General features: G+C 39.9%; 15 protein-coding genes. 4 read left to right on the top strand and 11 right to left on the bottom strand.

The features are described 5' to 3' along the window. Positions 1–6: 6 nt before the first annotated feature. Complete coding sequence (gene fumC / locus KFZ58_RS06710; RefSeq protein ID WP_235794029.1) at positions 7–1,392, bottom strand: class II fumarate hydratase; 1,386 nt, start codon at positions 1,390–1,392, stop codon at positions 7–9. Positions 1,393–1,611: 219 nt separating this feature from the next. After that, positions 1,612–1,845: an IDEAL domain-containing protein gene (locus KFZ58_RS06705; RefSeq protein ID WP_235794028.1), complete on the bottom strand. Its 234-nt coding sequence runs from the start codon at positions 1,843–1,845 to the stop codon at positions 1,612–1,614. A gap of 252 nt (positions 1,846–2,097) precedes the next feature. On the opposite strand from KFZ58_RS06705, the gene KFZ58_RS06700 reads away from it, so the two are divergent. Continuing rightward, positions 2,098–2,961 carry a cation diffusion facilitator family transporter gene (locus KFZ58_RS06700; protein ID WP_235794027.1) on the top strand — a complete coding sequence of 288 codons (864 nt, stop codon included), beginning with the start codon at positions 2,098–2,100 and terminating at the stop codon, positions 2,959–2,961. 68 nt (positions 2,962–3,029) lie between these two features. Here the strand turns inward: KFZ58_RS06700 and KFZ58_RS06695 are convergent, their stop codons facing one another. Both KFZ58_RS06695 and KFZ58_RS06690 read right to left on the bottom strand, forming a co-directional pair. Continuing rightward, a complete protein-coding gene (locus tag KFZ58_RS06695) occupies positions 3,030–3,323 on the bottom strand; it encodes an AzlD domain-containing protein (protein ID WP_235794026.1) in 294 nt (97 codons plus the stop codon). Then, the gene (locus KFZ58_RS06690) at positions 3,320–4,003 is read right to left on the bottom strand and encodes an AzlC family ABC transporter permease (RefSeq protein ID WP_235794687.1); all 684 of its coding nucleotides are present in this window, start codon (positions 4,001–4,003) and stop codon (positions 3,320–3,322) included. Before KFZ58_RS06690 ends, KFZ58_RS06695 begins: the two co-directional genes overlap by 4 nt. 417 nt (positions 4,004–4,420) lie before the next feature. Here KFZ58_RS06690 and nhaC point away from each other — a divergent pair, with 417 nt between their 5' ends. Beyond that, positions 4,421–5,785, top strand: a complete 1,365-nt coding sequence (gene nhaC, locus KFZ58_RS06685; RefSeq protein WP_235794025.1) for a Na+/H+ antiporter NhaC — start codon at positions 4,421–4,423, stop codon at positions 5,783–5,785. 98 nt (positions 5,786–5,883) lie between these two features. Here the strand turns inward: nhaC and KFZ58_RS06680 are convergent, their stop codons facing one another. Further along, positions 5,884–6,648, bottom strand: a complete 765-nt coding sequence (locus tag KFZ58_RS06680) for a cobalamin-binding protein (RefSeq protein WP_235794024.1) — start codon at positions 6,646–6,648, stop codon at positions 5,884–5,886. A gap of 15 nt (positions 6,649–6,663) precedes the next feature. After that, positions 6,664–7,416 (bottom strand): type I methionyl aminopeptidase, encoded by a 753-nt coding sequence (map, locus tag KFZ58_RS06675; protein ID WP_235794023.1) that lies wholly within the window; start codon positions 7,414–7,416, stop codon positions 6,664–6,666. 153 nt (positions 7,417–7,569) lie between these two features. Between map and KFZ58_RS06670 the strand changes: the two genes are divergently transcribed. Next, positions 7,570–8,295, top strand: a complete 726-nt coding sequence (locus KFZ58_RS06670) for an ABC transporter ATP-binding protein (protein ID WP_235794022.1) — start codon at positions 7,570–7,572, stop codon at positions 8,293–8,295. Then, positions 8,288–9,931: a putative ABC transporter permease subunit gene (locus KFZ58_RS06665; protein ID WP_235794021.1), complete on the top strand. Its 1,644-nt coding sequence runs from the start codon at positions 8,288–8,290 to the stop codon at positions 9,929–9,931. The genes KFZ58_RS06670 and KFZ58_RS06665 overlap by 8 nt, the downstream gene beginning before the upstream one ends. A 215-nt stretch (positions 9,932–10,146) precedes the next feature. Here the strand turns inward: KFZ58_RS06665 and KFZ58_RS06660 are convergent, their stop codons facing one another. The 5 genes from KFZ58_RS06660 to KFZ58_RS06640 all read right to left on the bottom strand — a co-directional run bounded on the left by KFZ58_RS06660 (position 10,147) and on the right by KFZ58_RS06640 (position 14,691). Next, positions 10,147–10,266, bottom strand: coding sequence for a YjcZ family sporulation protein (locus tag KFZ58_RS06660; protein ID WP_235794020.1), 120 nt, complete (start codon positions 10,264–10,266; stop codon positions 10,147–10,149). 91 nt (positions 10,267–10,357) lie between these two features. Next, a complete protein-coding gene (locus KFZ58_RS06655; RefSeq protein WP_235794019.1) occupies positions 10,358–11,107 on the bottom strand; it encodes a (S)-benzoin forming benzil reductase in 750 nt (249 codons plus the stop codon). 56 nt (positions 11,108–11,163) lie between these two features. Then, a complete protein-coding gene (locus KFZ58_RS06650) occupies positions 11,164–12,537 on the bottom strand; it encodes a dipeptidase (RefSeq protein WP_235794018.1) in 1,374 nt (457 codons plus the stop codon). Between the two features lie 88 nt (positions 12,538–12,625). Beyond that, positions 12,626–13,762: a bifunctional cystathionine gamma-lyase/homocysteine desulfhydrase gene (locus KFZ58_RS06645; RefSeq protein ID WP_235794017.1), complete on the bottom strand. Its 1,137-nt coding sequence runs from the start codon at positions 13,760–13,762 to the stop codon at positions 12,626–12,628. Between the two features lie 2 nt (positions 13,763–13,764). Continuing rightward, positions 13,765–14,691 carry a PLP-dependent cysteine synthase family protein gene (locus tag KFZ58_RS06640; protein WP_235794016.1) on the bottom strand — a complete coding sequence of 309 codons (927 nt, stop codon included), beginning with the start codon at positions 14,689–14,691 and terminating at the stop codon, positions 13,765–13,767. Positions 14,692–14,699: the final 8 nt, after the last annotated feature.

Genomic DNA, 14,699 nt, shown 5'->3' with positions numbered 1-14,699 from the left:
AATATTTTATTTTGGATATGTCATTTCTTCGGGATTAACGTATTTCTCAAATTCCTCTGCAGTTAATAATCCCAGCTCTACCGCTGTCTCTTTCAGCGTTGCGTTATCACTAAAGGCCTTTTTTGCTATTTTAGCTGCATTTTCATAGCCTATATGTGGGTTTAATGCAGTTACTAGCATTAATGAATCATTTAAATATTTTTCAATCTGTTCATGGTTTGGTTCAATACCTTGAACGCAGCGCTGATTAAATGATAGGATGCTATCTGCCAAAATTTGACTGGATTGCAAGAAATTATAAGCAATTACCGGCTTGAATACGTTTAATTCAAAATTACCCTGGCTTGCCGCAAAGCCAATTGTTGCATCATTTCCCATCACTTGTGTTGCCACCATTGTTACTGCCTCACTTTGTGTCGGGTTAACTTTCCCTGGCATAATTGAGCTACCTGGCTCGTTTGCCGGAATGGTAATTTCACCAATGCCACTGCGTGGACCGCTTGCCAGCCAACGAACATCATTCGCTATTTTCAGCATATCTGCTGCCAACGCCTTTAATGCTCCATGTGCATAAACGGTTTCATCATGACTTGTTAATGCGTGAAATTTATTTGGTGCAGAGATGAAATTTTTCCCCGTGAATTCATTAATTGCCGCACAGACACGTTCTGAAAATTCCGGATGTGCGTTTAAGCCTGTCCCTACTGCTGTTCCACCGATTGCAAGCTCTCTTAAATAATGCATGCTCTCGTTAATCATCATTTCGGATTTTTCCAGCATGCGATGCCAGCCGCTTATTTCCTGTCCAAGTGTTAAAGGCGTTGCATCCTGCAGGTGTGTCCGACCAATTTTTACAATATCCTGAAATTCGTCGACTTTTACCTTCAATGTATCTTTTAATGTGCGGACAGCCGGAAGCACCGTATCCTCCAGTTTTAGAACAGAAGCAATATGCATCGCAGTTGGATAGGTATCGTTGGAACTCTGTGATTTATTAATATCATCATTTGGATGAAGTTTCAGGTCACTACCGTCCTCCTCCAACCACAGATTGCCTACATAAGCCATAACTTCGTTGACATTCATATTCGATTGCGTCCCACTGCCTGTTTGCCAAACAACCAAAGGAAAATGATCATTTAATTTACCATCGCGGATTTGGTCGGCTGCATAGAAAATAGCCTCCGCTTTTTTATTATCCAACAGACCAAGGTCGTTATTTGCTTTTGCCGCGCTTTTCTTCAATATGGCAAAAGCCTTGATAATCTCTGTCGGCATTTTTTCATTTCCAATTGGAAAGTTTTGCTTACTTCGCTCAGTTTGCGCACCCCAATATTTAGCTGCAGGTACATTTATTTCCCCTATTGTATCTTTTTCTACACGGTAATCCATCATTTTGTCCTCCCCTATGTTTCAATCTTCTACTATTGTATCAAATTTTGTGGATATTGAAATAATCATGCCATTCTTGCTCTATTTAAATAATTTTCGTAATAATTTTCCTGTACCTCTACCTGCTATTCTTCTGCTAAATTTGTTTTCCCATTCTTACCTTTTTAACCGCATAAAATAGCCTCGCCATAACGAAGGCAAGGCTACAAGGTTCTGGTATTACTCCCAAACATATTGCTTGAATGATTCACTTAAGTGTATAAATTCTGCTTTATTACCAGTTTCAATAGCGTTATTAATTGCTTCTTCTAATTTTTCTTTATTCCACATAAAACATTGTTCATCCAACATCATTCTTGCTGTTAGTTTAAATTCAAATGGGATTTCTTTTCTGGCTTTAAGGATTTTCCCCTCATACCGATAAAATCGATACACCAGTTTTTCCTTTTTCATGGAACACTCCCCCTTTGTTCCTTTTCCCTATTATCTTAGATTTTTCAAATAATTGCAACGCAAAATGCTTATATTTTATAAATTTAGGTTAAAGCCCTGGGGAAATATTTAAAAATGAATGCTCCATGTGATTTTTACCATACTAAACTTACTTTGAGTTTTCCAATACATATACCCTGATGCTTGAATGTTTCTCTAGACCCACCACACACTACTTTGGTAGAATGTTAAAGATTGGCAGGAGGCTATGATATGAACCATTCTGATAACTTAAAAAGAGGAGAAAAAGGGGCATGGCTTAGTATTGGTGCCTATATTATTTTAGCCGTTGTTAAACTGATCGTTGCCGAAGTTGGTAATTCAGAAGCCTTGCGTGCGGACGGTTTAAATAATACTACCGATGTGGTGGCCTCCATTGCCGTTCTAGTCGGCCTGAAAATTTCACGTAAGCCGCCAGATGAAGATCATCATTATGGCCATTATCGAGCAGAAACAGTTGCATCTTTATTTGCAGCGTTTATTATGATGTTTATTGGATTACAAGTTATTTTTGATACCATTCAACAAGTGATCTCACAAGAGTCTGTTCAGCCCGATTTAGTAACAGCCTGGGTTGCCATTGGATCTGCGCTAGTTATGTTTCTCGTTTACTTCTATAATGTGAAGCTTGCCAAAAAAGTACAAAGCAGTGCTTTATATGCGGCAGCACAGGATAATCGATCCGACGCGTTGGTAAGTATCGGAGCATTTATCGGTATTATTGGTGCACAATTCGGTCTTTTTTGGTTGGATCCGTTAGCGGGATTAATGGTAGGAATAATTATTTGTAAAACTGCTTGGGATATATTTAAAGATGCAACACATACACTTACAGACGGTTTTGACGAGAAACAAATGGAACAAATACAAACAAGTATCTCCAAAGTTCCTGAGGTAAAAAAAGTCGTTGATGCCAAAGGCCGTATACATGGCAATCAGGCATTTATTGAAATCACGATTCTTGTCGACCCCGGGTTAACTGTTCAAGAAAGCCATGATATTACAGACCGTATTGAAAATTACCTGGCCAGCAAACACCATATCATGTACGCGCATATTCATATTGAACCGTATTAGAGAAACAGGCTGCCCGCCCGCGACAGCCTGTTTCTCTATATGCATGTCAGCAATCCCAGGCAACCTGGTTACATCGATATAAGAAATACAGTAATAATAGCACCAATAACAACCAAAATAACATTTAATCCGATATATGCCAATCCAATTGCCACAATCCCGCCTATCAATCCAATATAAGGCCGCTCCGGTATAACCGATAATATCCCTGGGAAAATAAGCGCCCCCAGTGCTGCATATGGTATGGCGTTTAACCAGCGATTTACCCAATCACGAAATTCCAATTTATCTACAACAAAAGCAGGAATTATCCTCGGGATCATTGTGACAAGTGACATGCCAATAATAATTAAAAAAATCATGCCCGCTCCTCCTTCAGCAAATAGATTCCACTCATTCCACCAATGATCGTGCCAAGCACAATAGCCCAGCCCGTACTCATGCCCAAATAAACACAAACTGCATTAATCAGCATCGCTATAATTGCAATTAAGCCGACTTTCAGTTCTTTTTTCACAGAAGGTATTAATAGACCAATAAACATCGCATATAATGCAATTCCCATACTCTGACTCAATCGATCCGGAATAACTTCCCCAAGTACCCCACCTAGAAAGGAGCCTAAAATCCATGACAAATAAGCCATTAAAATAATTGCTGTATAAAAAAGTACTCCTTTTTCCATTTTTGCTTCTTTCGGGTTTAAAGCAGCTACTGCAAACGTTTCATCCGTTAATCCCAATGATAATGGGGCCTTCCATTTTAATTTAATATTCCGCAATTGATTCATAAAGGATAAGCTCATCACAAAATGCCGGAAGTTCAATACAAACGTAGCGGTAATAATTTCTAAAGCGCCGGCTCCAACTGCGATCATATTCGCGCCCATAAGTTGACTAGCCCCCGCAAAAACCATGACACTCATCAACGTTAATTCGGATAAAGACATCCCCGCCTGTTTCGCTAAAACTCCATACGTTATCGCAATTGGCAGATAGCCTAGCATAATGGGTAGTCCGGTAGCGAGTCCTCTTTGGAGCATATATATAGATGGTGATTTATTCTGATTTCCAGCTGCATTCGTTCCCACTTTCCATCCCCTCTCTGAAACAATAATTCAAACTATTATATCTGATTTTCAAAAAATAAAAAAGTCCCTTAACTTGAAAATTAATGTTGACATACGCTGTGGTTACAGTGTATATTCGATATTAATCTAAATGAATACGTTAATCCAAGAATGCGAAGTAGATTATTTTTCTGATCAGCAAAAGAGATGGAGCGGTTGGTGCAAGCTCTGGCAGGAAATAATTGAATTACACATTCAGGTGTAGTGGATTTTTTACATGAGTGGTTGAACGTTAATGTTCATCAACCAGGGTGGTAACGCGGAGAGTGAGCTTCGTCCCTATTTAGGGATGGGGCTTTTTTTATTTTCAAACAGAAAGGAGATCAACGCATGTTCCCAGTCAAACCGAAATATAACCCGCATGTTGCCGAGTCGATTATCTTTTTTATCGTCATTGTTGGTTTAATCAGCTATTTTATCGTTGGATTAGGAGCAGACCCCCATATCCCGATATTGCTTGGTATATTCGTTCTTGTTGCGTATGGATTAATGCGGCGAATTCCATTTAAAGCTCTGGAGGAAGCAATGATAACCGGGGCAAAATCCGGCATGGGTGCTGTCTTCCTATTTTTAATAATCGGAATTCTCATCAGCAGTTGGATGATTAGTGGTACCATTCCTGCATTAATCAATACAGGATTCTCATTTATTGGTGGAACATGGTTTTATGGGATTGTATTTGCTATTACTGGCATTATTGGCGTTTCACTCGGGAGTTCCCTGACAACCACGGCGACCATTGGAGTGGCTTTTATTGGAATGGGAAGTGCGATGGATGCATCGATGGCGATCACTGCCGGTGCGATTGTTTCAGGTGCCTTCTTTGGCGATAAAATGTCTCCATTATCAGATACAACCAATCTTGCATCAACGATTGTAGGCGTAGATTTATTTGAGCATATTAAGCATATCAGTCTAACAACAATTCCTGCTTTTATAATCTCGTTTATTTTATTTGTCCTATTATCACCGGATCAGGCAATTTCAACTCAGGGCGGAAATAACTATCAGGCATCACTTGATGCAACCAATCTCATTCATTGGACATCATGGATCCCCTTACTTATATTGGTATTTTGTACTATGTTTAAAATACCTGCATTTATTGCGCTGGGGATCAGTAGTGTGATTGCCACATTACTTGCAAGCATCACGAGTGGACTTGGATGGTCGGATATATGGAACATCTGGTTTAGTGGATATACAGCCACAACCGAATTTGAACCAGTGAACGAGCTGTTAACGAAGGGCGGCATAAATAGTATGCTCTTCACCGTTTCTCTCGTTATTTTAGCTTTAGGATTTGGCGGGCTCTTGTTTGTAACAGGTATCATCCCAAGTATTTTATCTGCTTTTCAGGAAAAACTTAAGCGAGTACGAACCATTATTGTTTCGACTGCCGCAACTGCCATTGGGGTAAACGTATTGATTGGGGAGCAGTATCTTTCCATTATGCTAACAGGCGAAACCTACAAGGGAGTTTATCAAAAGGCAGGGCTTTCCAATAAGGCGCTTTCGCGAACGCTGGAAGATGCCGGTACTGTCATCAACCCACTTGTCCCTTGGAGTGTATGTGGGGTGTTTATCGCAGACGTACTAGGAGTTCCTGTGCTTACGTATTTACCATTTGCTTTCTTTTGTTTATTAAGTCCTTTGATTACCATTATATTTGGTGGGAGATCTTTGAAAAATTAAACATAGAATCTTCCTGTTTTTACACAAGCAGCTGGCGACCGCAAACATTCCTCAACTAAAAAAGGTTGTCTGGGAAAAATCCTCAGGCAACCTTATCATTAATAAATGGTTTGAACTAATTTACGCAAACCCTCAAGTAGCCGTGGTGAGGGTCTGCAAAATAATGATTCCTCAAGTACATGAATAGTACCATTCTGAATGGCCTTCATCTCACTCCATCCGGGACGCTTTTTAACAATCTTGGGGTTCATCTTTTCTTCCTTCACCCCGACCCAGACCATACAAATATGATCCGGGTTACGTTCTTTCACATCATCCCAGTCTGTTTGAACACTTGCCACATTTTCGGTTGCAAAAATATTTTCAGCTCCGGCAAGTTCACTTATTTCTGTTAGCCAATTGACAGATCCTGGAGTAAAAATAGGCTTTGGCCACCATTCCCAGTAGAGTGTTGGCTTATCCGATTGATTAGAAGCTTTTTCCCGGAAGCTTTCTACTTCTGCTATGAATTCGCCGGCCTTCTCCTCTCCTAATGTTTCACAATCCAGAGCGACAGCAACTTTCTTAATATCAGTTGCAATTTCTTCCAACGAATTCGGGTTTAAAATAATATATGGTAGTTTGCGCTCATCCAATGCTTCAATATTTTTTTCCATTCCAGGAACACTTAGTGATGCAAGCACAAGATCCGGCTCTAAAGCTGCAACCTTATCCATATCAATGGAAAGATCCGGACCCAATTTCGGCAGTTCCCGTACTGACTTAGGCCAATCGGAAAAATTATCGACGCCAACTAATTGATCGGTTTTTCCTAAATAATCTACAATTTCCGTGTTACTTGGACAAATAGATACAACGCGCATATGACACCCCCTAGCTTATTTATCCTGATCCGTGGTTAAAAGTGGGCCGTCTTTTGTAATCACAATCGTATGTTCATATTGTGCAGAACGTCCCCCGTCAACGGTTCTGGCTGTCCAGTTATTCGCATCCATCTGACTGTTCCAGGTTCCTTCGTTGATCATTGGCTCAATGGTAATAACCATGCCTTGTTTTAAGCGAAGTCCCTTATTCGGCAAGCCGAAATGCGGAATATGCGGTTCTTCATGTATCGTTGGCCCAATACCGTGACCAGTAAAGTCACGTACAACCGAGAAGCCTTCCCCTTCAGCATATTCCTGAACTGCATGGCCAATATCGCCAATACGATTACCGACTTGCGCCTGTTCAACCGCTTTATCCAAAGACACTTTTGACACTTCCAGCAATCGTTTGCCTTTTTCGTCCACATCCCCCACAGCATAGGTCCATGCAGAATCGGCGAGGCCACCATTCAGATTAACGACCATATCAATGGTTACGATATCCCCGTCTTTTAATTTTTCCTCCCTTGGAAATCCATGACAAATCTCATCATTAATCGATGCACAAATCGCATATGGATAACCATTAAACCCCTTTTGCTCTGGAGTTGCTCCATGATCGGCTAAAAAACCCTCTATAAATGTATCAATTTCCATTGTGGTAATACCAGGCTTAATCATCTTTGCAATTTCCTTATGTGCTTGAACCAGCAAATCTCCTGCTGCTTGCATTTTTTCAATTTCGCGCTTGCTTTTTCTTGTAATCATAATTTCTTCCTTTCTTTTTCCTCAAAATACGTTATACAATATGGATATGTTAAACTATTTATTATACATGTTTAGGTAGCAAAATCTACAATATAGTGTACCATAAAACAAAGCCACTTTCAGTAGGTAAACACTACTTAGGGGGAAATACCATTGATCGAAATTAAAGGCGTTAATAAAAATTTTCCAGGTAAAAAGAAGGCGATTAATGCGTTAAATTTAACCGTTCCTGACGGTAAAATTGTTGGATTTTTAGGGCCTAATGGTGCCGGTAAATCAACCATGATTAAGATGATCACAGGAATTCTGCCGATTGATAGCGGGCAGATTATACTTAACGGCCTGGATATTGAAAAAAATCCCCTTGCTGCAAAGAAGCTATTCGGCTATGTCCCGGATCACCCCGATATGTTTCTGCGACTAAAAGGAATCGAATACTTAAATTTCATCGCTGATATATTTGACCTCCCAAAAGAAATTCGGGAAGAAAGAATAGAACAACTGACAAAACAATTTGATATTTATAATGCACTTGGTGATTATATTCAAACCTATTCCCATGGTATGCGCCAGAAAATCATTGTTACCGGTGTGTTAATCCATGATCCGGCCATTTGGATTTTGGATGAACCGCTAACTGGGCTCGATCCTAAATCTTCATATATGTTAAAAGACATGATGCGAGAGCATGCCAATGAAGGAAACACCGTATTCTTCTCCAGTCACGGGCTGGAGGTTGTAGAACAATTATGTGATGAAGTTGCGATCATAAATAAGGGAGAGCTTATTTTTCATGGAGAAATAGAGGAGATGCGTGATCAGTATCAATCTGATCAATCTTTGGAAGAAGTGTTCCTGGAGTTGACTAACGATGAATAAAGCATGGCTCGTTATGAAGACAATGCTCAAGATGCAATATTCGAAAGCCGGAAGAAACAGTTCACAGGTTTGGGTCTTTGTTATTGCAGCCTTTATCCTATTGCCATTTGTGGGGCTATACATAAGTCTTGTAAATAGTATGGTTAGGGTTTTATATGAATTACTGCAACCATTCGGACAGGAATCACTAATTCTTGGAATTCTGTTTTTAATCCTTCATATGCTTTTATTTCTAATTAGTATTGTAACCGTTGTGAGTGCATTTTATTTCGCGGAGGATATTCAATCATTCATTCCATTTCCGCTTCAACCCTATCAACTATTGCTAGGAAAAGCAGCTAGTCCTTTTTTGTACCTGTATCTCACTGCCGGAGCTATCTTTTTACCAGCATTTTACTTTTATGGAAGTGTAAGTGGGGCTTCTATTTTATATTATTTATTCGGAGTCATCATATTTTTATTGCTGCCTATTATACCTTTTACGATTGCTTCCATCCTGGTGATGGTTCTCATGCGTTTTGTCAATGTGGCTAAAAACAAGGATCGTTCAAAAGTACTTGCAGGCGTTTTTTCGTTATTCTTTATTATTTTCATCAATGTATTCCTGCGACTTAATACAAATTCTGATGATATCTCTGCAAATTTTGCGGCCTTTATCCAGGAAAGGGATGATGTCCTTCAATTAATTACGGCTTTCTATCCCCCTGCATTTGTGAGTACATTAGCACTTACAGAAAGCACGACTTGGATTGGTGTTCTCTCCTTTGCTGCTTTGATAGGGATAAGTATAGCTGCTTTTCTTCTCTTCATTTGGATGGGTCAGTTACTTTATTTAAAAGGGGTATTAGGTATTGGGGCTGGTAATAAAAAGAAAATAGCTCAAAAGAAAGTAAAAAAACAAATGACCAAGAGGCCCGTATGGCTATCCTATATTCTAAAAGAGTTGCGCATTATTTTCAGAACTCCAACTTTTTTAATGCAATGTGTGATTCAGGGATTATTTGGTCCTGTTTTTATTGTGATCATATTAATGCTCGATTCCAGTAATGAATCACTAGCAGGTTTTATGCAGATGTTTTCTGAAAAAGAAAGCTTACTTCTAATGTTTATTGCAGTGGTATTTATTTTAGCTACAAATGCTACATCTATCTCATCTATTTCACGGGAAGGAAAGAGTTGGGAGGCTAATTTATTTCTACCTTTACATCCAAAGCAGGTATTCTTTAGTAAAATAGCTACGGCCTGGGCAATCAATTTAATTACGATTTTATTATTTTTAGTTGTTTTCATTATGGTTCTGCAAATTCCAGCAATTATCATTTTACATTGGTTGGTACTCACCTTAGGTGCAAGCTGGTTTACAAGCGCTTTAGGAACGTATCTTGATTTCTTGTCCCCTAAGCTAAATTGGACAGATGAGCAGGAAGTATTTAAAGCAAGAATGACGGGCTTATTCTCTCTTTTGTATACAGTAGGTATATTCGGTGTGATGGTACTTTTTATATGGAATATGAATAACGTTCAAGGTCTGTGGATGACTTCACTCGTCTTACTTGCTTGTTTAATTATTGCTGTAGGCATCGTTCACAAATTGCTTCAGAGAAAAATTAATGCAAATGAACAGCAGCGGTTATGAGAAAAAACGTTAACCTGTTTTAGAGGTTAGATGTTGGGGCGCGGGGATCCATAAAAGAGCGGACCTCCGAGTTGACTCTTTTGCTGTGCGGTTGTTTCTCGCTGCGCCCAAGTTGATCCCCCTGCTCTCCGCTCGATTCTTCCGTCCCATTTTAAATCACTAACAAAACAAGAGAGGCAACGGAAACTTAAAGTCCGCCGCCTCTCTTTTACTTACTAATAGCCACCGTAGCCGCCTGCACCACCTGTATAAGCGGTACCGATAATAATTAACAATATAAATAATACGACTATAAGCGCAAAGCCAGAGCCGTATCCTGTTTTACCTGCACCCATTTATTTCCCTCCCTGTTTTTTTCGGATTACTATACAATATATGCAGAGAAAAAGAATTAGGAAGGGCGTATACACAGTGCTAAATGAACATTTATAAATAATCCGCTACATTATATATTTTGCCATTTTCAATGTCGTCATCTGTAAGGATGTCGACAAGCACACTACCAACTGCATCGGTGTCTTTTAATAGGTTATTTTGTTTATAATCTTTGAACGTTTCTACTTCTGTAAATGCTTCCTTCGAGCTTTTACGAAGTTGCTCTTGCATATTTGTATCCATAATACCAGGATTGAATGCAATGACTTTATTTTCTGTGTTTCCTTGTTCCAGTGCGACCGTCTGTGTATACATGTTAATACTTGCTTTTGCCGTGCAGTAAGCACTCCAGCCGCTTACTGGTCTATCGGCAGCACCTGAAGTAACGGTTACACCGAAAAGGGGAACACGCGCATCTGTAGCTTTCCTCAAAAAGAAATTCATTAAAACCATTGGAGCGATTGTATTTACTTGTATGTGATTTGCTAGGCTTTCAGCTTTCGTATTCATTGCTTGATCAATAGGTTCTATTACGGCTGCATTATTTACAACGTAGAGTAATGTAAGCTCTTCTGTAAAAACTTCTTCACTAATAGCTTTACATGTATCTTCTAAGGCTGATATATCCCCTAAATCACAAGGGTAATGCATGTATCTTTTATTGTTTTGATCAGCGAGCTTCGATAATTTTTCATTTGTACTTCGTGATATTCCAATTACATTGATGCCGGATTCCAGAAATAATGTTGCAATAGATTCTCCCAACCCTTTCGAAACTCCGGTAATGATGGCAAATTTCATCCTCTCACCTCTTTATATATCAGTACATCTCAATCATTTAAAAGCAAGGTATACACCTATTTATTTCCATTCACTTCATTCCAATAATAAACCAAGGTCTCCATTCCTTTATCAAAGCTATCCAATGGAAAGCTTTCGTTAGGAGAATGCAGACGATCATCAGGCGTTCCGAAGCCCAGTAACACAATCGGCATACCGTAAATTCCCTCAATCCATTCTACAACAGGGATGGATCCGCCCATTCGTACATATACTGTTTCCTTGCCGAATGCTTTTGTATAGCTATTTGCCGCCTTTTTAATCAAATCATGTTCTGGTTCTACTTTATAAGCTTTTGCTGATAATTTTTCTTTTTTTACATCCACCGTTACGCCTGTTGGAGCTACTCGCCTTACATGATCCTCGAGCAATCCTTGTATTTTTTCCGGGTCCTGCCCTGGCACAAGGCGGCAGGTGATTTTTGCAGTAGCTGATGAAGGGATAATGGTTTTGGTTCCTTCTCCTTGATAACCGCCATACATGCCATTTACCTCAAAGGTTGGGCGCGCCATGGTGTGTTCTTTTGCTGTATATCCTTCTTCAGATACTGTTTCAGGTGCACCTGTTGCTTCAGGATAATTTTCTCCATCGACATCTGCAATTAATTTTCTTTCTTCTTCTGTTAATGGTTCCACATCATCATAAAAACCATCAACGGTAATAACCTCTTCCTCATTTTTCATAGAAGCCAGAATGTGACTCAGTGCCATAATTGGATTACGAATTGCCCCGCCATACATGCCGGAATGTAGATCATGATCAGGCCCTGTTACGTTGATTTCGATACCTGTGAAGCCTTTTAATCCATATAAAATGGTTGGCTGATTTTCTGCAACCATACCGGAATCAGAGATTACTGCAAAATCAGCATCAAATTGTTCCTTTTTCTCGTGTAAAGTGTCGTATAGATTTTCACTGCCAATCTCTTCTTCTCCTTCAATACACACTTTCACATTTAGTGGTAGCTTCCCGTCTGTTTTCATATATGCTTCGAAAACAGCAAGGTGCATAAATACTTGTCCTTTGTCATCACTGGAACCACGAGCAAAAACACGTCCGTCTCTTACTTCCGGTTTAAATGGATCACTATCCCATAGTTCAAGTGGATCTGCTGGCTGCACATCATAATGGCCATAGAATAACACTGTCGGTGCATCCGAACCAGCCCCGTTATATTCCGCATACACGAGTGGATGCCCGGGCGTTTTCTGCTTCTCTACATTTTCAAAACCAATATCTGTTAAATATGTAACCAAAAATCCTGCTGCTTCTTCTATATCTTGTTTATGTGCACTGTCTGTACTCACACTGGGAATCGATAAGAAATCATTTAATCGCCCCAATAAATCATCACGATTTTCTTTTATGTAGGCTAATGCTTTTTCACTCATCTGCCATTCCTCCTTGAATTCATGTTCTATTTATTTTAGCATAGCATAGTTAGAAAGAAAAAGGACAGCCCATCAGGCCATCCCCCCCTTATACATCTAATGCATTTTTTAAATCTTCTATTAAATCATCTGCATCTTCAATACCGACAGATAACCGAATCAGTCCGTCTGTAATTCCAAGTTCCAGTCGTCTTTCCCTTGGAATTGATGCATGGGTCATTTTTGCTGGTATAGAGATTAAACTTTCCACCGCACCCAAACTTTCAGCTAGTGTGAAATAGGTCACCTTATCCAATACCTCATCAGCTTTTTCTCCGCTGCCTGCATCAAAGGATAACATACCGCCAAAACCTGTTGCCTGGCTCGCAGCGATTTCATGCCCTGGATGACTGTTTAGACCGGGATAGTAAATTTTAGAAACGTGATCATGATCTTGCAGGAATTCCATGATCTTTTTTGTGTTTGTCTCGATTGCTTCCATACGCAAGCCAAGCGTTTTAATCCCGCGCATCAACAGCCATGAATCCTGTGGTCCCAGCACTGCACCTACTGAATTTTGTATGAAATGAATGTCCTCAGCTAATTTAGCAGAATTCACTGCTACTAGTCCCGCAACGACATCACTATGGCCTCCGATATACTTTGTAGCACTATGCAGTACAATATCTGCCCCAAGATCAAGTGGTTGTTGCCAATATGGCGTCGCAAATGTATTATCTACAATCAGAAGCAGGTTATGTTTTTTAGCGATTTCAGCCATCTTCCTTAAATCTGTTATTTTTAATAATGGATTTGTCGGTGTTTCAATAAATATCGCTTTTGTATTTTCTTGAATAGCTGCTTCCACTTTTTCGGGATAACTGGTATCAACATAATCATGATCCAATTTAAAGCGATTAATCACGCTCGTCATTAGTCGATAGGAGCCACCATAGACATCATCCGTCATTACAATGTGATCACCCGTATCAAATAACATCATCACAGAAGTTATAGCAGCCATTCCCGATCCAAATGCAAAACCGGATTTCCCGTTTTCCAAATCAGCAATTACTGTCTCTAACGCATGTCTTGTCGGGTTTCCTGTCCGTGAATATTCGTACCCTCCGTGATTACCTGCACTTTCCTGTTTATACGTACTTACCTGGTAAATCGGTACAGAAACAGCGCCAGTTTGTTCATCACCTGTAATTCCGCCATGAATCATTTTTGTTTTTGCCCGCATCCCTATTCTCCTTTACCTGAATAAATATTTTTACTTAAATAACGGTCACTTCCATCCGGAAAAACGGTTACAATATTCATTCCAGACTTTGCATTTTTTGCTTCCTGTAATGCAGCAAACATCGCTGATCCGGAAGAACTGCCAACAAGCAGGCCCTCTTTTCTAGCGAGTTCCTTCACAAACCGGAACGCGTCTTCATCTGAAACTGTATGGATCTGATCCATATAAGAGCGATCCATATATTCCGGTAAAAACTCCATGCCGATACCCTCTGTCAGGTGTGGGCCAGCCTCCCCACCTGCGATAATCGATCCCTCTGGTTCAACGATCACTGTTTTGATATTAGGATTCTTTTCTTTCAGATATTGCGCACTCCCCATAAACGTGCCACCAGTACCTGCACCTGCAACAAATATATCCACTTCCCCGTTTAAATCATGCCATAGCTCCGGTCCCAAAGTTTTATAATAGGTCCTTGTATTAGCAGGATTAGAAAATTGCTGTGGAGCAAAACTGTTAGGAATTTCGTCCACTAGTTGTTTCGCTTTTTCAATAGCGCCTGACATGCCTTGCTTTTTAGGTGTTTGAATAATACGAGCACCGAGCGCCTTCATGATCGACAACTTTTCCTGGCTGAAATGCTCCGGGACACAAAAAATCACCGAAAGATTTTTATCTAGTGCCGCTAGCGCTAAGCCGATGCCAGTATTTCCGGCAGTTGGCTCGATAATCGTACCACCTTCCTTAATGGCACCACTTGCTAATGCATCATCAATTAATTCCTCGCCGAGCCTATCCTTCACACTTCCACCCGGGTTGAAAAATTCCAGCTTTGCAAACAAACGCACCCCTTTTGGAAGTGGGAATTTGGTAATTTCCAGTAAAGGAGTCTCCCCAATTAATGCTTGAATTGACTTGTAAATTGCCATGTTTTCGC

Source organism: Virgibacillus sp. NKC19-16, from assembly GCF_021560035.1.
Taxonomy (GTDB): domain Bacteria; phylum Bacillota; class Bacilli; order Bacillales; family Amphibacillaceae; genus Virgibacillus_L; species Virgibacillus_L salidurans.
The sequence above is the reverse complement of the archived record's forward strand: the minus strand, read 5'-3'. Positions and strand labels throughout refer to the sequence as shown.

What these genes read in the sequence shown, in the direction of transcription:
- fumC (WP_235794029.1), bottom strand. Translation starts at nt 1,392, where the DNA reads ATGGATTACCGTGTAGAAAAAGATACAATAGGGGAAATAAATGTACCT.
- KFZ58_RS06705 (WP_235794028.1), bottom strand. Translation starts at nt 1,845, where the DNA reads ATGAAAAAGGAAAAACTGGTGTATCGATTTTATCGGTATGAGGGGAAA.
- KFZ58_RS06700 (WP_235794027.1), top strand. Translation starts at nt 2,098, where the DNA reads ATGAACCATTCTGATAACTTAAAAAGAGGAGAAAAAGGGGCATGGCTT.
- KFZ58_RS06695 (WP_235794026.1), bottom strand. Translation starts at nt 3,323, where the DNA reads ATGATTTTTTTAATTATTATTGGCATGTCACTTGTCACAATGATCCCG.
- KFZ58_RS06690 (WP_235794687.1), bottom strand. Translation starts at nt 4,003, where the DNA reads ATGCTCCAAAGAGGACTCGCTACCGGACTACCCATTATGCTAGGCTAT.
- nhaC (WP_235794025.1), top strand. Translation starts at nt 4,421, where the DNA reads ATGTTCCCAGTCAAACCGAAATATAACCCGCATGTTGCCGAGTCGATT.
- KFZ58_RS06680 (WP_235794024.1), bottom strand. Translation starts at nt 6,648, where the DNA reads ATGCGCGTTGTATCTATTTGTCCAAGTAACACGGAAATTGTAGATTAT.
- map (WP_235794023.1), bottom strand. Translation starts at nt 7,416, where the DNA reads ATGATTACAAGAAAAAGCAAGCGCGAAATTGAAAAAATGCAAGCAGCA.
- KFZ58_RS06665 (WP_235794021.1), top strand. Translation starts at nt 8,288, where the DNA reads ATGAATAAAGCATGGCTCGTTATGAAGACAATGCTCAAGATGCAATAT.
- KFZ58_RS06660 (WP_235794020.1), bottom strand. Translation starts at nt 10,266, where the DNA reads ATGGGTGCAGGTAAAACAGGATACGGCTCTGGCTTTGCGCTTATAGTC.
- KFZ58_RS06655 (WP_235794019.1), bottom strand. Translation starts at nt 11,107, where the DNA reads ATGAAATTTGCCATCATTACCGGAGTTTCGAAAGGGTTGGGAGAATCT.
- KFZ58_RS06650 (WP_235794018.1), bottom strand. Translation starts at nt 12,537, where the DNA reads ATGAGTGAAAAAGCATTAGCCTACATAAAAGAAAATCGTGATGATTTA.
- KFZ58_RS06645 (WP_235794017.1), bottom strand. Translation starts at nt 13,762, where the DNA reads ATGCGGGCAAAAACAAAAATGATTCATGGCGGAATTACAGGTGATGAA.
- KFZ58_RS06640 (WP_235794016.1), bottom strand. Translation starts at nt 14,691, where the DNA reads ATGGCAATTTACAAGTCAATTCAAGCATTAATTGGGGAGACTCCTTTA.